The sequence below is a fragment of the Thermocladium sp. ECH_B genome, assembly GCA_001516585.1.
Taxonomy (GTDB): Archaea; Thermoproteota; Thermoprotei; order Thermoproteales; family Thermocladiaceae; genus Thermocladium.
This window is the reverse complement of sequence record LOBW01000029.1, coordinates 1-20275: the sequence shown is the minus strand read 5'-3', so window position 1 is coordinate 20275 and position 20275 is coordinate 1. Positions and strand designations below refer to the sequence as shown.

The 20275-nt window shown below is 48.7% G+C and carries 15 protein-coding genes and 2 pseudogenes; 8 read left to right on the top strand and 9 right to left on the bottom strand.

Annotation, left to right across the window (positions count from 1 at the left end; genetic code table 11):
• Nucleotides 1-215: 215 nt before the first annotated feature.
• The gene (locus tag AT710_05035) at nucleotides 216-554 is read left to right on the top strand and encodes a hypothetical protein (protein ID KUO92007.1); all 339 of its coding nucleotides are present in this window, start codon (nucleotides 216-218) and stop codon (nucleotides 552-554) included.
• A 208-nt stretch (nucleotides 555-762) separates the two neighbouring features.
• Here the strand turns inward: AT710_05035 and AT710_05030 are convergent, their stop codons facing one another.
• The 3 genes from AT710_05030 to AT710_05020 all read right to left on the bottom strand — a co-directional run bounded on the left by AT710_05030 (nucleotide 763) and on the right by AT710_05020 (nucleotide 3215).
• Nucleotides 763-1407, bottom strand: coding sequence for a hypothetical protein (locus tag AT710_05030; GenBank protein ID KUO92006.1), 645 nt, complete (start codon nucleotides 1405-1407; stop codon nucleotides 763-765).
• A 61-nt stretch (nucleotides 1408-1468) separates the two neighbouring features.
• Complete coding sequence (locus AT710_05025) at nucleotides 1469-2296, bottom strand: hypothetical protein (GenBank protein ID KUO92005.1); 828 nt, start codon at nucleotides 2294-2296, stop codon at nucleotides 1469-1471.
• Between the two features lie 25 nt (nucleotides 2297-2321).
• Nucleotides 2322-3215 (bottom strand): hypothetical protein, encoded by an 894-nt coding sequence (locus AT710_05020; GenBank protein ID KUO92004.1) that lies wholly within the window; start codon nucleotides 3213-3215, stop codon nucleotides 2322-2324.
• Nucleotides 3216-3322: 107 nt separating this feature from the next.
• Here AT710_05020 and AT710_05015 point away from each other — a divergent pair, with 107 nt between their 5' ends.
• The gene (locus tag AT710_05015) at nucleotides 3323-5206 is read left to right on the top strand and encodes a hypothetical protein (GenBank protein ID KUO92003.1); all 1884 of its coding nucleotides are present in this window, start codon (nucleotides 3323-3325) and stop codon (nucleotides 5204-5206) included.
• Nucleotides 5207-5477: 271 nt separating this feature from the next.
• Here the strand turns inward: AT710_05015 and AT710_05010 are convergent, their stop codons facing one another.
• The 4 genes from AT710_05010 to AT710_04995 all read right to left on the bottom strand — a co-directional run bounded on the left by AT710_05010 (nucleotide 5478) and on the right by AT710_04995 (nucleotide 9247).
• Nucleotides 5478-5885, bottom strand: a complete 408-nt coding sequence (locus AT710_05010; protein KUO92002.1) for a twitching motility protein PilT — start codon at nucleotides 5883-5885, stop codon at nucleotides 5478-5480.
• Complete coding sequence (locus AT710_05005; protein KUO92001.1) at nucleotides 5882-6100, bottom strand: AbrB family transcriptional regulator; 219 nt, start codon at nucleotides 6098-6100, stop codon at nucleotides 5882-5884. Before AT710_05005 ends, AT710_05010 begins: the two co-directional genes overlap by 4 nt.
• Before the next feature lie 332 nt (nucleotides 6101-6432).
• Complete coding sequence (locus AT710_05000) at nucleotides 6433-7803, bottom strand: propanediol utilization protein (protein KUO92000.1); 1371 nt, start codon at nucleotides 7801-7803, stop codon at nucleotides 6433-6435.
• A 271-nt stretch (nucleotides 7804-8074) separates the two neighbouring features.
• Nucleotides 8075-9247: an MFS transporter gene (locus AT710_04995; GenBank protein ID KUO91999.1), complete on the bottom strand. Its 1173-nt coding sequence runs from the start codon at nucleotides 9245-9247 to the stop codon at nucleotides 8075-8077.
• Between the two features lie 301 nt (nucleotides 9248-9548).
• Between AT710_04995 and AT710_04990 the strand changes: the two genes are divergently transcribed.
• Together AT710_04990 and AT710_04985 are read left to right on the top strand one after the other, a co-directional pair.
• Nucleotides 9549-9761: a hypothetical protein gene (locus tag AT710_04990; protein ID KUO92008.1), complete on the top strand. Its 213-nt coding sequence runs from the start codon at nucleotides 9549-9551 to the stop codon at nucleotides 9759-9761.
• The gene (locus AT710_04985; protein KUO91998.1) at nucleotides 9758-11320 is read left to right on the top strand and encodes a sodium:solute symporter; all 1563 of its coding nucleotides are present in this window, start codon (nucleotides 9758-9760) and stop codon (nucleotides 11318-11320) included. Before AT710_04990 ends, AT710_04985 begins: the two co-directional genes overlap by 4 nt.
• Before the next feature lie 44 nt (nucleotides 11321-11364).
• Here AT710_04985 and AT710_04980 read toward each other — a convergent pair whose 3' ends face one another.
• Together AT710_04980 and AT710_04975 are read right to left on the bottom strand one after the other, a co-directional pair.
• A complete protein-coding gene (locus tag AT710_04980) occupies nucleotides 11365-12120 on the bottom strand; it encodes a resolvase (GenBank protein ID KUO91997.1) in 756 nt (251 codons plus the stop codon).
• A 304-nt stretch (nucleotides 12121-12424) separates the two neighbouring features.
• Nucleotides 12425-13168 (bottom strand): uroporphyrin-III methyltransferase, encoded by a 744-nt coding sequence (locus AT710_04975; GenBank protein KUO91996.1) that lies wholly within the window; start codon nucleotides 13166-13168, stop codon nucleotides 12425-12427.
• 80 nt (nucleotides 13169-13248) lie between these two features.
• Here AT710_04975 and AT710_04970 point away from each other — a divergent pair, with 80 nt between their 5' ends.
• The 4 genes and pseudogenes from AT710_04970 to AT710_04955 all read left to right on the top strand — a co-directional run bounded on the left by AT710_04970 (nucleotide 13249) and on the right by AT710_04955 (nucleotide 20275).
• Entirely contained in the window at nucleotides 13249-15573 is a 2325-nt protein-coding gene (locus AT710_04970; GenBank protein ID KUO91995.1) for a hypothetical protein, read from the top strand.
• The gene (locus AT710_04965) at nucleotides 15570-18131 is read left to right on the top strand and encodes a hypothetical protein (GenBank protein ID KUO91994.1); all 2562 of its coding nucleotides are present in this window, start codon (nucleotides 15570-15572) and stop codon (nucleotides 18129-18131) included. Before AT710_04970 ends, AT710_04965 begins: the two co-directional genes overlap by 4 nt.
• A gap of 26 nt (nucleotides 18132-18157) precedes the next feature.
• Nucleotides 18158-19311, top strand: a pseudogene (locus tag AT710_04960) (multidrug transporter).
• 410 nt (nucleotides 19312-19721) lie between these two features.
• Nucleotides 19722-20275, top strand: a pseudogene (locus AT710_04955).

Below are 20275 nucleotides of genomic sequence, written 5' to 3'. Positions count from 1 at the left end.
GCTGCGGTGGAGAACGGCATTAATGAAAGGATATCTGTATTAACGGTTCATGAACGATTGCTGGGCCTCATCACCGGCAAGGCAATGAATCACAAGTTGATTAGGCTAAGCATAAGCAATAGGGATGAGGTCCCCCGCCTCGTAGTGAATCATATTCTTGAATTACTTGAACNGTAATAGTTATGCTTAAATTAAATGGATTGCCTTAGGATCCCATGTCTTGCCCAAAGTGCGGTTCTAGGGATATCTCCATAATGGCTGGAGAACCAATAATGTTTAGGTGCGCGTCTTGCGGGCATCAATGGCCCGCCCTCAGCCTTAGGCCAGGTTATGTTAAGTTAGGCGAGTCCCAGTTCCACTGGACAGATGTTGAGGTCACTAAGGAGAAGATGATGATTATGGCGGGCGAATTACTGCGGAGAGGCTCATCAATTGAGGAAACAATAGAGAAGGTGGCCGCATTAAACCAAGTGGCTAAACTGCTTCCACGCATAGAAGTGGAGAGGCTAGTTAAAACCGCCATGAGCGTATATGAAGTGAAGCCGGAGCACTGATTATGCTCCTGCCATTAAGCGTTACTNGCTGGGCGCCCCATGTGGGCTGGCGCTGCTGGNATCCACTGACCTCCTCCCCGCCCTAAAGGGGCGAGNTTTGTCGTTNGTTTTATCAAGGAGGCGCNGCCCATAACCTAAAACCAGTCCCACATAAACATTGAGGCCAATGATGGCCTCATGATGGGGATCATTAACTGCATTCTCGGGGTTAAGCCGTTTTCTTGATGGCCTTGATGCATACGAAGCCGAAGTCCTCGGCATCCATTGGATTAATTAGCTTGGGTTCCTCCTCATTGCCGAGAGAGGCTGAGGCCAGGGGCTCTATCTCCAGCTTTATTGATCTAAGCATTTCAATGGTTTCCTTAACGCTGTAGAACCTGGCCAGGGAGTAGAACCTATGGCCACTACGCCCCTTCTCCTCATAGAGGCGGCCATACCTGCTTTCCCGAGGCACTATGCAGGTGATCAGTGCACCGCCTTGCTTCAATAATGATCGCGCCGATGATAGTGTGGGCATGGGATCCTCCAGGAAGCAAAGCGTGACCACGAGCAATACGTAATCCATGGATGAGTCCCTGATTGGTGGTTGCTCCCCGATCCCAATAACTACATCCAGTCCGCGTTGATTGGCGAGGGAGGCCATTCCCATGGCTGGCTCAAGCACCATTGCTTGAAACGGCAGGGAAAAGAAACCGGAGCCGCCCCCCACTTCGATGCCTCGCCCCCAGGGCTTAAGGAGCGAGACAGTTCTTAATTCGATTGAGGCTAGGCTTGGATTCTCGGTGTACCACTCGTCATAATCCGCGGCCCATAAATTGAATGCCTTGATGATGGCTCTCCCCCGATCATCCATGATATAACGATTGATTAACTGTAATAAAACTTTCCAGCGCTACCCGAGGAATAGTGACGCATTAATTGCGGCCCATTAATGTAACCGCGATCACGGACGCTAAGGTTATGGATGCGCCCACCATATCCAGCATCGTTAAGGGGCTCCTTAGCATTATGGAGCTGGAGATGAGGGCCGCTACGGGGGTTAGCAATAGTATTGAGGAGGCCAGCGATGGTTGGATCATGCTTAGGGCTTTGAACCAGAGTAGGAAACCAATGACTTGGGCCAGTAAGGCAAGTAGGAATAGTAGGAGGAGGGATTCAATTGTTATATGAAGCGAGTAATCCAGTGGAACTAATGCAGCTACCACGGGAATGGATATCGCCATCATGGATGCATTAACGGTTATCACGCTTCGCTCTCTCACCCTGTACGCGTAATAAATGGTGCCGAGGGCCCATGATAAGCCACTCAACAGCGCGAATATGCTTTCCAAGCTGAAGCCGCCCGACGAGGTGAGGAGGATGCCGATGAAGCCCACAAATAACGCCAGTAACCTGGGGAGCGGGGGAGGACGCCTAGAGACCGCTGGCTCCAACACGGCTAGGAAGAGGGGCTGAGTGTACACTAGTACCGCGGATAGGCCGGGATTAGGCGATAGCATTATTGATAGGTTAAGTAGAACCAGGAAGAAGCCTATGTTGAGGAGACCCGCCAACAACATTTCCCTGCTTATTATTAATCTCTTAGCTATGGGGTAGAGGAGCAGTGCGCCAAGCGTTGTCCTGAAGAGCGAGATAACCATGGGTGACGCGTAGAGCGACGCCAACTTGGTTAGCGGGTATGCCGTGCCCCATATAAGGACAAGCATGGCTAAGTAAGCGTAGCCGAGGGCCTTGCCATTCATGGCTTGCGATGATTCCCCACGCTTTTTAAGGTTCCACCCGATCCCTGAGGCATTGCCTGAATGATTTGCCGCTGCATTCCTGCATCATCTTAATGATCCTTATTAAATCCATGGTTTCCTCAACATCATGAACCCTCAGTAAGTCGATGCCGCTCATCATTAGGTAAGCCGCAACGCCCAGGGACCCGCCGAGTTCCCTCCCCATCTCCTTCCCCAATGCCTTGCGTATGAAGCCTTTCCTGGATGCGCCAACGCATATTGGCTTGCCCAATGCCTTGATCCTCGCTATATTGCTGATCATATATATGTCCCTCCTAAACCAATCGCTGTATCGCCCCCTCGCCGGCCTACCTGGATTCAGGGATGGATCGCTGATTATCGGGGGGAAGCCGAGGCATGGATCCAGTATTACATCATCGACGCCGTGCCTGGCCGCCACCTCAATGACTCGATGACCCTCCTCAATCACTGCCTGAAGCGGGTCCCTCCCCGTCTCCTCGAGTTCCCTGGCGCACAGTATCATTTGAAGCCCATGATCCGCCGCAACATCGGCCAAGGTCTCGCTATACCTGAGGCCGGTTACGTCGTTAATCACATCAATGCCGATCTCCGCCACCTTACTCACCACGCCTGGCCTAAATGAATCAATGGAAATCACCACCTCATTCCCCAACTCATCCCGAATTAATTTAACCGCGTTAATTAATCTCTCCGCCTCCACGTCCTCTGGAACCCAGGTGGCCTTAAATGGCGCAGTCGACATGCCGCCTATATCTATTGCGACGGCTCCCGCCTCAATCATTGCCCTAGCCGCATCCACTATTTCCCTATTCCTCCGTATGGAGCCCGCGAAGAATGACTCGGGACTCACATTTATGACCCCCATCACGGCCGTCCCATTTCCCAGCCTAATCCTCACGCGGATAAGCAACGCGATTTAATTGATTAGTTTTTCGGGGGTTCTGGGACGACCTTCAGCGTAGGCGGAAAGATTAAATGATTGGTTAATGTGGAGGCGCGCTGGCAATGAGGTTTAGGGCAATAATTAATGGGGTACCCATAGAGAGGAATTGGACTTGGGAGGAGGTGGCTAGGGCCAAGGAGGAATTAAAGAGGCTTGGCTTCAAGTGGAGCGGGGAGGCTTGGATCGGGGAAGCCGAATCAAGCACTGACTTGGCGAAACTGAGCCGAATCCTTGGTTTAAGGAGGGATGAGGAGGAGAGGATCAGGAAAACATTCGTAATTGCCCCGGATCTCCCCAGCGAGTACTCGCACTGCATGGAGGCGGAGCGGCGGATTGTTTCAGTTCCATGCGTGATCAAGTCCATAATGCGGCGAGGCGACTTAATAATTAAGGCGAGGAATTTCGAGGAGTACTCGGAGCTTGTGCTTAAGGAGGTTGAGAGGACGCTGAGGAGCAGGGAAGCAATTGAAGCCGCCAGGGCAATGCTGAGTAGGGATTTATTTGAGAGGAGGCGGGAATGGAGGCGGGCCGAGGCTTGTAGAGGAGTAATTAGGCTGAACTTCGTTTCATCCAATTTATTGAGGGACCTCTTCTCGCTCGTGATTAAGTATAACAGGGTTGATAAGGATGGCAATCTAGTGGAGGAATCCTTTCGCGCAATAAATAGGAGCGATGTGGCTAATATTGATGGTAAGTGGACAATACGGTTCCCGGTATTCATGGAGGACGAGGTCACTGAAATAATTGCGAGGCACGGCTTCATAATAAGTAAGTGCCCCCCAGAGCCTCGTCGAATCACTGTGCCTCGAGTTGATGTGAAGCTGCTGGGCTTTCAGGAGGATGCCGTGAATGCTTGGGTCAGGAATGGGTATAGGGGAACAATAGTGGTGCCCACTGGGGGAGGCAAGACCTATATAGCCCTCAAGGCGTTGGCCACGCTCTCCGTTAGAACAATAGTGCTAGTCGTGACCTCGGAATTGATGAATCAATGGAGGGATAGAATAATGAGGAGCCTCGGCATAGATGCTGGCAGATTGGGGGCAAGTAAATCCGAGATCAGGGAAGTGACGGTGGCGATATATAACTCGGCTATAAGGCACATAGATGAGATAAAGGATGAGTTTGACCTAGCCATATTTGATGAGGCCCACCACGTGCCGGCGGAGACATTTAAGGAGGTCGCCTTCAGGCTGAGCTCGCCTTATAGGTTAGCATTATCGGCGACCCCGGAGCGCGAGGATGAGAATCAACACTTGATATACTTATCCTCGGGGGACATAGTGTTTAAGGTATCGTATGTAGATATGGTTAGGGCAGGCCTCGTCGTCCCCATTAGGCATTACAGGATTTATGTGGATCTGGACAGGGATGAGGCGAGGGAGTATAGGGGGGGAGGGGATAACCCAATAGCGTTGAGGAACATAGCGGCCAAGGCTAAGGCCAAGCTGGGCCCAATAATTGATATCGCTAAGGCTGAGGCCGGCAGCAAGATAATAATATTCACCCAATATATTGATCAAGCGGAGGAGATATACGAGTCCTTAGGGGCTGATGCCGAGCTAATAACGTCTAGGGTAAGCGGGAGAAGCGATATATTTGCCCGATTCAGTGAGGGGAAGTCACGCATCTTGGTCACGACCACCGTGCTGGATGAGGGAATAGATGTGCCTGACGCGGATGTGGCGATAATAGCTTCAGGAACGGGGTCCCGGAGACAAATGATTCAAAGAATCGGGAGAGTAGTTAGGGCCAGCCCAGGAAAAAGGGAGGCGCGGATATATGAATTAATCGCTAGAGGCACCATAGAGGAAGCACTGAGCGAGATGAGGCACAGCGATGAAGTCGAGGAAATAGAGTGCAAGAAGTTCCTCGTCGATGATCTACACAGGTTAATTAATCACGTGAAAGCCCTCAGGTCCCGGGGAAACATTGAGTACTTCCTATAATTTTCTAACCCGGGATCCCCCTAATCGCATAATCTCATAACGAAGCGGCAAACCTCCCTTAAAGTGGAGTTGGAGCGGGGATTTAAGCCTTGGTGCTGGGAGGTAGTCCTCTCCTGGTCAATCAGTGGGAACGGGGAGTGAGAGGCCAACCCCACAATACCAGGGGAACGAGTAGCGCCCGTAAAAAGGGGCGTAACCCCCAAGACCTCGGGGAACCCCCCCAAGGCGGAGAGGAGGCCAGAAACAACCTAGAAATATTTGCTTGAAAGTGTTAAGTAAACCTAGAAATTACGGCGACTCCATATTTCTTCGCTATTTTAGAAAGTTTCTTATCGAAAGTGGCTATTGGGTGGTTTTCAAGAATCGCATGTGAAAGTATCATCATGTCCTTGTGATTTGAAAGAGGTAGTTTCTCTTTTCCTATTATTTCGATAGCTCTATTTACGTTACTACCACAGTCGCAAGTTATTTCAGTCTTTTTATGTTGAATATAAGCCATTATATCATTTAATTTGCCCTCTAGTTTCATTCCTTTCAAAAACCAGACTAGTTCATGGATTACAATTACCGGAATAACCCATTTATCTAGAGAATCTAGAATTGCCTCAGCTTCTTTATGATGCTCAGAATCCTCGATATAATCATAAATTATTACATTAGTATCAATTATAGCCTTCATTCACTTTCTCCTAGTTCTATTGCTTTCTCTATGTTCCCTAATGTGAGTCTCTTTCCAAGCTTAATCCTAGGCCTCTCACTCCTCGCTTTTCTTATTATAATATCGTCCCCGTCTAAGTAGACCTCAATTATATCTCCCTCTTTTAGATTAATCTTTTTCCTTATTGAGGCTGGAATCGTTATCTGAAAATTTCTAGTTACCTTTGTCTTCTCCATCAGGCTTACTTTGAGTTTTACTAATATATAAATATTGCTAGTAAATAGCGAGATCGATGAGCGTTACATGATATTCATCTACAAAGATGAACTCCATGAGACTCCATCCATTAATGCCAAGGATTGCTTGGCCTGTTTATCCCCAGGAAGAATTGATACTTCAATCCCCTTCCCCCATTTCAATGAATAAGGGCATTCCAAGGTCTTGATAAAACGAACGACAAACCTCGCCCCTTTAGGGCGGGGAGGAGGTCAGTAAGGACTCCATATAGATGCAAAATCCATAACTCTATGAAAATCCTAGAAGGGACATTTACGATTTATTTTAATTATCATATTGTCGCTGCCTTAATGATCTTCGATATTGTGGCTAATTCATCGAGTTTCCAGGCAAGGCCGATTACCTCTGCCTGTTGTTTCTCCGTGAGAAGCGACTTAGTTAGTTTTCTGAACTTAGCCTCTACCTCCTCATCCGTCATGGGATTCATGGGGTGCCCCCTCGGATGATCAATACGCCTCTCGAATTCCTTGCCGTTAATTAGCTTAACTATAACCTTATTCGGTATCGCCCTCGGGTATAACTTGTCTAGCTCCGGCTCCACGCTGACCTTAGTCTTCCTAAGCAGGGCAAGAACCTTGGGATTCCTTATCTCCGATGCCTCATAATCCCCGAGCCAGAGGTCGCCCTTCAATAAGGCAGTGGCCGTGGCCCACATTAAGCTGTGATCAGCCGTTTCCTTAGTCTTGGGATCCCACTTCTCCGGATCCTTAGCTATTATGTCGTATCCAGCCTTAAATGTCTCTATCTTTATGTACTCCACTTGATCCGGCTCTATGGGGCCCGCTTCCCTCCTTATCTCGACGGCGGCCTCAACCGCCGATTGAGCGTGGTACTCCACTGGATAGGGCTTTATGTAAGTATCCAGAATTCTGCTTGGCTTAGACATGTTAATTATGTCCTTCAAGGGGGATGGATCGAATTCCCCCGCCAATAATTGCCTTATGAAGCCCATTTCGCCCTCAAACGGCTTGTCTGGACCCGTCATTCCAGACCTAGCAACTATGGCTGAGAAAACAGCGTTTCTAGCTTGATTAGCGGTAGTGGCTGCCTTCCAGTGACTCAACTCCCCAACACGCGTCTGCCTCATAGATGCATGGGAAATCACTTGTATAGATAATGCATGGCCCATTTGCTCCTCATTAAGCCCCATTAATTTGCCCGCCACGAGGACGTGGCCAATGCCCGTGTAATTCACATGGTCCCAACCATGTAACCTAAGGGATCCAGCATCGCACATGCGAACCGCCACTTCATACCCTATGGCAACCGAGGTTATCAAGTCCTTACCGCCAACCTTCTCCTGCTCGGCCACGGAGATCGCTGGGCCATACATATCAGAGGGGTGAAGGGGCTCCTTGGAGAGGTAGGTATCATTGAAGTCCAAGTACCTTATCATGAGGGCATTAACGAATGTAGCCCACTCCACGCTAACTTGGTCCGCAGTGCCGAGGAGCGAGGCCTTGCCTGGAAACCCCAACGCCGCCGATCGAGCCGCCTTCACTGGCTCCGCAGAGTACGATGCTAAGGCCACCCCCAAGCTATCCAGGAGCCTGCGCTTAGCTTCATGGACCACTCTCTCGGGTAAATCATCATACCTAATGCCCACCGCATAATGAGAAATCGCGCTTGTTATGGAGTCCATAATTGGGGAACCAATGGCATAATTAAAGCTTTTCCGTTACTGACCCATTAACAACTAATTTACAAGAAAAAGCGAACTACCCCGCCCTCACGGACGGGCATCCCCGCCTCGCGGAGGGGGNCTTTCGCCCCCTTAGCCCCCATAAAGTTAAAGCTCTCTTTGTTCTAAGTTGCAATTCTTTTTATAGATTCTGCATTGAATTACTAATGGTGTATAACTGGCATTGCGGAAAATAGTTATCAGTCGTATACACTAATATATGGTTGGATATTTAGAGCGCTTTAGCTTCATGTGCAATCACCAATGGTATAACTCCTACTAACGAAAGTATTCCTACAACTAAGTATGTAAAACTGTATCCATAAGAACCAATTAAGTATCCTATTAATGGAGGAACCAACATATACGCTATCCTAATTATGAATGAAAAGGAGGAAAGCATAGTAGCCCTATAATTGCTAGGTATTAATTCATTCTCCCAAGAGATAATACTTGATGAGCGTATAGGATAAATTAACGACAAGCCAAACAGAAGTAATAGTATCAGAATTAAGTTACTAATTGAGAGCATCAATACGAAAAGCGATAATAAAAATACTGAAAATATGGTAATTAACCTATGATTTACCCTTTTCAATAGCTTTTCATTTATATACCCTCCTAAAGCAACCGTTAAAAAATAGGCTGACAAGATAAATCCCCAATACTTCTGGGGAAATCCTAATACGTCAACTACATACGGTGAAACGAACTGCATCCACGCCACTAACGGAAATACCGTAAAAATTGCGGAAACCAATAATGCTAATAATGGCCTTTTACTTAATGCGTATTTTACACCTTCTTTCATAATCCTTCTGGCGGGTGATGCCATTATCTTTTCTCCCTTATTATCTTCGCTAAATAATGCAATAGGTAAACTCAGTAACATTATGAATCCGGCTATTAGAATGGGCAAATTTAGCCTATGATATAAAAGCACAAAAATACCAGCAAGTATATTTCCTAAAAATCCGCTAATGCCATTTACTATCTGCTGCCTTGAAAAAATTTTAGGTACTTTTTCGCGTGAATTCAAAGAGTCAACTATCCACGCCTCTAACGTATTCGAGTAAATACCTAACCCTATACCCATTATTCCATAGGATAAAAGCACAAAAATTGGCGACAATAAGATTGATAAGCTAATTAATCCTAGACTATAGATTAATGTACCTATTGAGAAAATTTTAAGCCTTCCATATTTATCTGCAAATGCAGAGGATAGCACATCTACTGGTAATGTCAAAATCATGTATATTGAAGTGATTAAACCTATTTCAGCGAAAGACAATCCTATACTATAAAACCATAGTATTAAATAAGCACCCATTAATTGTAATGAAAATGAAATTATAAATGAGATTGAAAGAAACGAGAATTCATGATTTCTCAATACGCTCATCATAATTCTTATGTAGATTCTGCATTTAATTTTTCTCATACTGCTTAATAAGTATTAAGCTTCTTTTTCCCAAGTGAAACGCCTAGCCGCGCCTTTGGGAAAACTCTGCGAGACGTGACGAGACGTGAAAAAGCATGAGAATTTCCTAATACAAAATAGAACTATTACCTTATTTTAGTCTTATTATATTGATGTAATAAGTATATTGAGGTTAAACGCATAGCTATAAACATAAAAACATGTTTTAAACACATAGCGATAAAACATAAAAATATCTTAGAGGAGGGATAATGCTATGAGTATGGCATCAAGGATAAACTATAGGCGAATTATTGCTGCTATACTAATGTTAATACCTTTGATAATTTACCTTGATCTACCATCATATAACTCCGTGAATCCAGAGTTGCTGGGGGTACCCTTCTTCTATTGGTATCAAACCCTATGGCTGGCATTATCGGCAGTTATCTTCGCTGTTGTGGCCATTCTCCTCTATTGGGGTGAGAAATCGTGATAGGCATACTTGGTTGGGTTCTCTTCCTTGCGCTATTCGTGATATTCGTGATTTTGGGGTTCTATGGGGCTCGATGGCGTAGGGGCGACATGTCTCAATTACACGAGTGGGCCCTGGCTGGGAGGAGGCTAGGCACATTCCTCGTGTGGTTCCTCATAGGGGCTGACCTATACACTGCATATACCTTCGTCGCAGTGCCGTCAGGCATGTTCGCCAGCGGCGCCCTATACTTCTTCGCCGTTCCCTACGTCTCCATAACGTTCGCCATAGCCATGCTAACAATGCCTAGGCTATGGGAGTGGTCAAGAAAGCATGGCTACGTGACGGCGGCCGACATGGTTGCCGATAGGTTCTCCAGCAAGGCTCTGGCGGGATTAATAGCGATCACGGGCATAATAGCGGAGCTGCCCTACATAGCGCTTCAAATAGTTGGAATGCAGGCCGTGCTCACAATCATGCTGTACGGCGTGGTTCAAAACGTGGCTCAAGTATCGGATATCGCATTAACCATATCCTTCATAATACTGGCGGCATTCACATTCACGAGCGGACTCAGGGGAGCAACTCTGGGAGCCGNCCTCAAGGATTCCTTGATATTTCTANCCGTGATAGTCCTCATAATAGTGGTGCCCCTCAAGTACGGCGGATTCACGACTGCATTCGCTAATGCCCAAGCATTCGCGCAGCAATTAGCGGCGCATAAGGTGGCCTGGTTGGCGACTGGAATAACCAATCTGAAGCCGGCGGCGTCGCTCATGTGGGGATACACAACGCTATGGTTGGGCAGCGCATTGGCGCTGTTCCTGTACCCACACGCAATTAATGGTTCGCTGAGCTCCCAGGGAAAGAGGCAATTAGCCATGAGCACGGCGCTTCTCCCCATTTACGGCATAGGATTAGCAATACTAGCAATGCTGGGCATACTGGTTTACGCTGATCCAGCCGCAATGGCGATACTAAGCAAATNCCCCCTCAGCACAGCCGGGATACTAGCGGTTCCGGCATTAGCCGTGGCATCATTACCCGATTGGTTGGCCGGAATAGTTCTGCTCGGGATATTCATTGGTGGACTAGTTCCCGCCGCCATAATGGCCATAGCGCAGGCCAATTTATTGACGAGAAACATAATTAAACCACTTTACCCCAACCTTACCCCACACGATGAGACGAGGATATCTAAGTGGGCATCGGTGATCTTCAAATTCATTGCATTAGGCTTCGTATTCGCGGTGCCGGCCACATATGCTATACAACTCCAATTACTGGGGGGAATAATAATTCTCCAAACACTGCCCGCCGTGTTCCTGGGATTAATAAGCAATAGATTAAACAAGTATGCATTAATGATTGGATGGGCCGCAGGGATAGGGTCAGGCCTATACCTAGTGGAGGCGGCCAATCACTTTGGGCCCCTCAAGACCAGTCTCTACCCCATGGCGCACGTACTCGTATTCGTCGGACTCATTTCACTGCTCATTAATCTAGCAGTATCCATAATCTTAAGCATACCAACAATGGCAAAGAAGAGCGAAGCAGTTGCAAAGGAGCAAAACAAGTGAGAAAATCCACGCCCCTCCTTTCCTTTTTTTTAAAAAAAAGGAAGTTAGAGGGTTTTTGTTTCCTCGTACCCGCATCGGGGGCAGTAGAGCCTCTCCACCACTGCATATCTTCCATCTACCTGCTTTAGGGATCTATCCGTGACCCTCAACGCGCCGAAGCATCGGGGGCAGGTGTATGGGCTTGGCCTGTATCCATTGTCTCCCAGTATTCTCCTAACCATGTAGACGCTGACTCCATTCCTCTTCGCTACCTCCCTCATGGATAGCCCCTCCCCGTACATCTTAATTATTGCGTTAATGGTGCTTGGGGGAATGGTTTCCCTCTTGCTCCTGAGCCTCCCCTCAGCCCTTAACCTATCCATGGCTGCCTTGGTTCTCTGCCTAATGAAGTCCCTCTCCATGTTCGCCACGAAGGCGAGGACGGTCCTGAGGAATTGGCGGTAAGCCCCATCCAGGTTCTGTAGGACGCTCTCCTTCTCTGAGGTACTGACTATTAGGAGCCCCATCCTATTCTCCACTATATCCAGCAACCTAAAGAATTCCTGGAAGTTCCTCACGAGCCTCGACACTTCATACACTAGTAACGCTATTGGTTTAGGGGTGAGCGTTGGGGCCTCACTCACCATGCTGTGAAAGGCTGGTCTATCCATGACGCCGGTGCTCCCACTAACGGCGAAATCCACGTAATGCTTCACAATAGTGAATCCCCTACTTGACGCCCACTTCTCCAGGTAAACGCGTTGATTCTCGGGATCCTGCTCCTCAGTGGAGACCCTAATATATGAAACCGCTGGAATCATTTTTGGCTAATCCATGAATACATAAGGCTTTAAAGGATTCGCAGAGGCTTAGCCAGTATTATTTATCGGCATTCCATCATGCTTGGGAACCCATTAGCAGCGTCCCTAGCTATTCCATGACCTTAACGAGGCGTTGGGTTAACCTCGGCCAATTTATTGTGGAGCGCCTCATTGCTCTTCCCATTTGCGTGTCCACTCAATGGTAACGCTATACGTGCAGGCAATGTAAACCAAACAAATCAACTTAGAAACATAAAAACCAGTGGTTCCGAGGCGGCATCTCGCCATATATTGGTTTTTCCCATTAGGAATTGAGTTGTCTCCCCGCACTGCTTAGCGATGCTGCTGCTTGAACCACGTTGCCTATCACGAAGACCGCCGGCGACTCCAATTCATCGCCATTCACATCCCTTAGCGTGGTGAACACTATTTTCTCTCCATCCATGAATGCCTTGCTTATGGCTGCCACGGGCGTGGCTGGGCTTAATCCTCCGGCAATTAATTCCTCCGCTATTTCCCTTATCCTGTGCCTACCCATTAGCACAACTATTGTATCGACCTTGCCCGCCAATTCCCTGAAGTTAACGAATTGCCTGCCTTTATTGGGATCCTCCGTGCCGGTCACTATGGCAACGCTGCTGGCTATGCCCCTGGCCACTAGGGGCACTAGAAATCGCTCTGGAGCCGCTATTGCGCTAGTGATGCCTGGGATAACCATGCATTTAACCCCATTCCGCAACAACTCGAGGCACTCCTCAAACCCCCTCCCAAACAGGAATGGATCTCCACCATGTAGCCTAGCAACAATCTTGCCCTCCCTAGCCCTCTGCAGCAGCAATTCATTGATCTCCGCCTGCTCCATCACGTGATGCCCCAACTCCTTCCCTGCAAACACCAGCTCCGCATCCGGCCTCGCCAATCCCAGTAAATCACGCGGAATTAACCTATCATACACTATCACGTCGGCCTCCTTAACTATGCTGAGCGCCTTCATGGTTACGAGCCCCAGATCCCCAGGACCAACGCCAACTATGTACACCGAGCACATTTATGCGATTAATGGGATGCGGCTTTTATCCTTTCCCACTTTAACGCAACTTTTAATAGGCATGAGGGGGCCGAGGCCATATGCAGGTCAATAAATATGATCTATATCTAGATGTGGATTATGATAAATTATCCTATAAGGGCAATGTTAAGATAGAGATGGGCAGCGAGTCGCCGTTCTCCCTCAACGCGGTCGACTTATCGATACTGGGAGTGAAGGTTGATGGGAAAACAATTGATTATGCGTATGATGGGAAAACCATAAGCATAAGGTCGCCGGTCGAGAGACTCGTTGAGGTGGAGTTCGAGGGCAAGGTGCCCGACTTATTGATGGGAATCTATAGGGCTCCCTATGAGGGGGGCTACATGATAACGACGCAATTCGAGGCCACGGGGGCGAGGCGCATGTTTCCATGCATTGATCACCCCGCATATAAGGCTATATTCAAGGTAACCATTCGAGTCAGGGATGGGGTGGACGTGATATTCAACACGCCGCCGCGTAACGTGACCAAGGATGGGGACAAGAAAGTGATTGAGTTCCAGGAGACTCCGAGGATGTCAACTTACTTGCTTTACGTGGGTATAGGCAAGTTCGAGGAGATCAAGGATAAATTAGGCAGCATCGACATCATTGTCGCGACTCCGCCCGGCAAGGCGAGGAGGGGGGCATTCGCCATGGATGTGGCTAAGAGGGTCATCAAGTATTATGAGGATTACTTCGGCATACCTTACCAACTCCCCAAGCTACACTTAATAGCCGTGCCCGAGTTCGCGGCGGGCGCCATGGAGAATTGGGGAGCCATAACTTTCAGGGAAACCGCTCTCCTAGCCGATGAGAACAGCAGCGAGGGGGAGAGGAGGAGAGTGGCGGAGGTCGTGGCTCACGAGTTAGCGCATCAATGGTTCGGGGACCTAGTCACAATGAAGTGGTGGGATGATTTGTGGCTCAACGAGAGCTTCGCCACATTCATGAGTTACAAGGCAATCGACCACTTATTCCCCGAGTGGAGGCACTGGTATGACTTTCTCCTAAACGAGACCGGGGGCGCCATGATGAGGGACTCCCTGTCCACCACGCATCCAATACATGTGCCGGTCAATAAGGAGGAGGAGATAGAGCAAATATTCGATGAAATAAGTTACGGCAAGGGCGCCAGCATACTGAGAATGATTGAGGCATTCATCGGGGACGAGGCGTTCCGCAATGGCCTCAGGAATTACTTAAAGGCACATGAGTACGGCAACGCCACGGCGGGGGACTTATGGAGCAGCCTAGAGACGGCCTCGGGGAAGCCCGTGATAAAGATAATGAGCGAATGGATAAATAGGGAGGGGTACCCGGTCGTGACCGTCACTAAGGAGGGGGACAACGCCAAGTTGAGCCAAGCCAGGTTTAAGTTAGCCGGCGATGAGGGGGGCAAGTGGCCCGTGCCATTGACTTACCACATTAATGGGAGGCGGGAGTCCCTTCTCATGGAGGAAAGCACGATAATTAAGGGCCCCATCTCATCCCTTAAGCTGAACATCGATCAGACGGGTTTCTATAGGGCTAGGTACTGGGATTGGGAAGTGGCTTGGAGGGGCGCGGAGTCGCCCATAGATAGGTGGGGAATAGCGACGGATATATATGCCCACTTACTGCAGGGCGGCATTAAGTTACGGGATTACTTGGCCTTCATATCCAGGTTCAGGAATGAGGAGGATTACTTACCTGCCTGGGAAGTCTCGTCTCAATTATCCACCTTATTCGCGATAAATATGGCTACACGCACGGAGAGCGCGGAATTCCATAGATCCCAATTAAGGCTCCTCGAGGGCCGCAGCGACGCGAACAGCGTGCTCCTGAGGGGAATAGTCGCCGCTAGGCTTGTCCAGGTCGATGATGAGTACGCTAAATCTTTGGCTAGCAGTATCTCTAGGTTCGAGTCGCTTGATCCAAATATGAGGAGGGCCGTTGCCACGGGGTACGCCATCGCCGGGGAGAAACCATTCGAGACCTTATCATCCCTCTACTTCAAGTTAAGGAATGATGAGGATAGGGTCAAGGTGCTTCTATCCATGATGAGCATCCGAGACCCAGCCGAGTACGCATTGGCGCTGGGGCTACTGCTCTCGGGGGACGTGAAGAGGCAGGACGTGGGCTCCGCATTCGCTGCTGGGGCCTATAACCCATTTGTTAGGAGGCTCACATTATCCTGGTTAAAGATCAACATTAATAAGCTTAGGCAGCTTTACCACGCCACTGGAACGCTTTCCAGGGTGATGGAGGCCGCAATGCCGTTCCTGGGCCTCGGTCAAGAGGATGAATTGATTGGGTTCCTCAATGGACTTAATGCGCCTGAAATGGAGATAGGCATAAAGGTAGGAGTGGAGCTCCTCAAGATCTATGGGAAGCTACTATGAGGTACCTAGCCCTAATCGCCGTGCTGCTCGTGGCTTCATCCATCTGCGTAAGCGCATCTCAAGTGGTCCTGAGGCCCTACAGCGCATTGCCGATAAACATCAGTGATTACTGGAGCGACTATAGCTTATGGTTCCATGTATCCGCTAATTCCTCGCTGGATATCTATGTGCTTAATCAAACCCAGTACAGCGAGCAGATGAATTGGCCCTCTCCCCGCTATGTGGGGCTCAACATCAATGGATCCATTAATATTGGCAAGGGGAATTGGTACTTGATTCTACGGAACCCCAGCAACGCGTCCGTAATGGTTAATTACTCCTATGGCACAATACCCATTAACCCATTCCTATCTTATTCGGGGCCCCCGGCGCCAATAGGCCTAGCGGATTACGGCGTCCTAAATGAGTCGGGCTCATTGGTTCCATACGAGGTGTTAACCAATGAAGTGGTGGGGACTGCCTCAATATATTACATTAATGTGTCGAGCAGCGAGCCAAGGAACTCGGCGCCACCGCACGCGGCGTCGCTTCAATTGAATGTGGTTCTTCAAGTCAACTCAACCAAGGGTCGATACGCTTATTGGCTTCAGAACGTGGTGGCGATAGATACCTCCTCCATGACTTACGACGTGATAGATAACGTGTGGAACATGAGCAGCCCAAACGCTACCTTGAGCAACTCATCAATAAGGGGCAGCGGCAGCGTCGCGACATCCCCCAGCGGTTACTTTTACTGGTATGGCTACGCTAATCAAAGCTATTCCCTTCCCCTAAATATCAATTTAGTGACGTGGATTCAAACGCTTGATTCCGGCGTCGTAATTCACTTCGCCTACTATAATGGAAGCAAGGAAATCAATTATGATAACGTCACTATCCCGGTCCAGAACCCAAGGGCAGCGATAACGATTAATGGGTATCACATGGTTGGGGAGGGGCCTTATTATTACGATGCGGAGCTCGTGCTTGGGGGTGATGGGAATGGCTCTGAAGCGATAATTAACGACATAAATGCATCGCTGCACCTCTATTACTTAATTAATGATAGTTATTCATTGCCGAGAGGCATATACGTATTTGGCAGCAACACGGCCGAGACAGTGAATGGGGTAAACTCCATCTATGAGAATGGGGGGGCACAATTAGTTCAGGGAATCCCTAGGCTTGGGGTGCCCTTCATAGTTGAATTAACCATAATAAAGCAATACATGCCGAGCATGGTTGTAGATGAGGGCGTGAATGCCTCCATTAATGCAACCATATANGTGGGCGGGGGAGACCCACCATACACTTATTACTTGGTGCTGGATGGCGTGACGAGAAGCAGTTACACCACTGACGAGGCTTTCCATGCCTTCAAGATATATGGGGGCAATCTATCCCTCGGAACCCATCATTATCAAGTAGTGGTGAGGGATTCAAGGGGAACCGAGGTCTACTCGGGAGTTGGCAACATAGAGGTAATGAGTGATCCCCGCCTCAATGCCGGCCTCAACGCGTCTATTCTAGATGTCGGCCAATGGATCAGGGTCAGCGCGGCTGGGGTTAATGGGACGCCGCCATATAGCTACGAGGTACTCGATAACGGTAGTCCAGTCACGGGCTTGATTCGCGGTGAATTAAGCCAAGTCATTCAAATGAATGAGTCCGGGATCCAAGTCATAACGGTAATCATGAGGGACTCGGGAGGCTTCGCCCTGAACAAATCATTCACGGTGATGGTTAATCCAGATCCATTGCTACACCTATCAATTAATGCCACAAGCATTGATGCTGGACAAACAGTTCTAGTGAACCTAAGCACTAGCGGAGGCACTCCACCATACAATTACGAGGCGCTCCTGAACTCAACTAGGCTTAATTGCACAACCATGTGTAGCCTACGGTTAGGCGTGGGGAGGTACGTGCTTAACGCCACCGTGAGGGACTCAAGCGAGTACAGCGATTCTAAGGCGGCGAGGATCACGGTGAATCCCGACCCTTCCCTACTGATTTCCCTTAATGCAACCACCATAGATGAGGGCGAGGAAGTCTCGCTGACCCTTAATGGAGCTAATGGGACGCCGCCATATAGTTACGAGGTGCTTCTCGATGGCGCGGCGATTGGGGTGGGGCAATTAATTAGGCCCGGCATTGGGGTGCATAATCTCACCGTTATATTGAGGGACTCTGCTAATTATACCATTAGTAGAAGCGCGGCGATACGGGTTAATCCCGATCCTGTAATTAATGCCTCGCTAATCCCCGTATCAAATTTCGTGCTGGATAATTACGAGGCGCGTGGAGCGGTTACCATTAGTGATGGGTCGCCGCCATATAGAGTTGAGTGGTTCTTGAATGGAGTGGAGGTGGCCAATGGAAATGATGCAACCATTAATTTGACCAGGATGGGGGTGAATAACGTGACCATAATTGTGCTCGACTCGGCGGGGCGAGGGGCTCGGTATAGTTTCTCGATTGATTATGGCTATGATATGCCCCGCATTATTGCCTTGATAGCGATCGGGGTCTTAGTCATAGCTTTATCAATCCTTTTAAGGAGGGGTAAGAAGCTTTAAAAATTAAGCAATAATGATCGGCCTCCATGAGGGGCAACAATGCATTCGGTTTTGTATATATGCTATTGATAATAGTAACCATGACGTTCGCCGTTAGGGCTAGCAATAACATGTTGATGACGACGGTGCCTCTCCTGGCTAAATACTTCTTTAACTACAGCAACACCGAGATAGGGATACTCGCCGCGTTAATGTCACTAGGCACATTCCTCGCCACGATCCTAGTGAATGCGAGGCTGGATGCAATTAAGCGGAGGAGAGCATTCATGGCCTCATCCATAGGCTACGCCATTGTTCTCCCCCTCTTTTACTTGGCTAATCCCATCTCGCTATGGGCGTTATCGGCCGCGGCTGGAGTGGTTCTCGGCAATATAATGCCCAACATAATAACCTCCGCCGGGCTCCTGCCCGACCGTAGAGCCAGGGAGAGGCTTTTATCCATATACACGTTGTCGCTCAGCGTTAGCCTAGTGGTTGGACCCGCCATTGAGGCATTAATACTTAAACAATTCAGCATTAGATCATCATTCCTATTCTTTGCGCCCATGGGCATAGCGGCGGCCGCATTATCCCCCCTCATAGCGTTTCCCCAAGGCGAGGAGAGGAGAGGGGGGCGAGTCAAGGTGTTATCGAATCCCGGATTTAAGACGGCCACGTATAACATATTGGCATATAACATACCATTCTCGACGCTCACCGCGTTTGGCGGAATATACGCCGTGTCCCAGTTCCACGCCTCTTACTCGACGGCCACGGGCCTCTTCTCCCTCTTCTTCACGACATCGCTCCTGGCTAGGCTTTACCTATCCATAAGGCCGGTCAATAAGGTGTGGATCCCAATGGCGACCTCGGTCTCCATGACTGTCCTGGGCCTCATCCTAATGACCATAGCTAGGAGCGTGGATGAGTTGGCCGGTGCCCTCCTGGTGCTGGGCGTCCCGCATGGATTGACCTATCCCTTATCCCTCATCTCCATAACGAGGACCTTTAGGCCGGAGGAGCGGAATGCGGCTAACAGCCAATTCTTCGCCGTAATGATGCTTATAGGCATAGCTACGCCCACCCTCATGGGCCTCGTGGCGGACGTTATTGGGCTTAGGTATGTTTTCGGCGTGTTGGTGATATCGTGATTAGGCGCAATGTGGAGGCCGTGGATAAGGCTGCCCAATTAATTCAATGAATCCATGCCAGCTGGATTAAATGGATAAGCATATTAATAAAACGAATAGCAAACCTCGCTCCTTCCAGGGGCGGGGTGAAGCTTGAAAAGGAGGACTATTTCCCTTTAATGTCCTCTTCCGGTCAATTTCTTGAGAATGGGGGGGGGCGGGAGCCGACTTCTCCCGCAATACCGGGAGGAGGATCCGCGAATGCGGAGGCCGAGTAGCGCCCGTAATGGGGCGTAACCCTCTAGACCTCGGGGAACCCCCACCCTCAAGGCGGGGAGGAGGTCAGCTCTGAATAATTCAGACCGAGGCGTATCTCCACGGCAAAGCCAGCGCTCAATATTATTCTAGGCCGCCCACTATTGGATCCCATATATTCAATCATTTTGCTCACCTTTTTAAATCCAAACCGCCACATAACCATGTGGAAATAAGGAGGGAAATCTTGAAGCTAATCAAGGATGATGAGGAATTCAGAAAAGAGTTAATGGATGCTCTGGGGATAAATAATATATCTATTGCTCTGAAGGACATTGGAGACTCCATTAAGGAACTCGCGGCAAGATTAGGTTCCCTCACGGAGCTTCAGGAACTACTTAGCAAAAGCATTATCTCATTAGCCGAGGCACAGAAAAAGACCGAGGAAAACATAACGAAGTTAACTGAAAGAGTTGATCAATTAGCNGAAGCACAAAGAAAAACAGAAGAAAGACTAGACCAATTAGCTCAACGAATAAATGAGTTGGCTGAGGCTCAAAGAAGAACCGAGGAAAGGCTAAATAAATTAACTGAAAGAGTTGATCAATTAGCTGAAGCACAAAGAAAAACAGAAGAAAGACTAGACCAATTAGCTCAACGAATAAATGAGTTGGCTGAGGCTCAAAGAAGAACCGAGGAAAGGCTAAATAAATTAACTGAAAGAGTTGATCAATTAGCTGAAGCACAAAGAAAAACAGAAGAAAGACTAGACCAATTAGC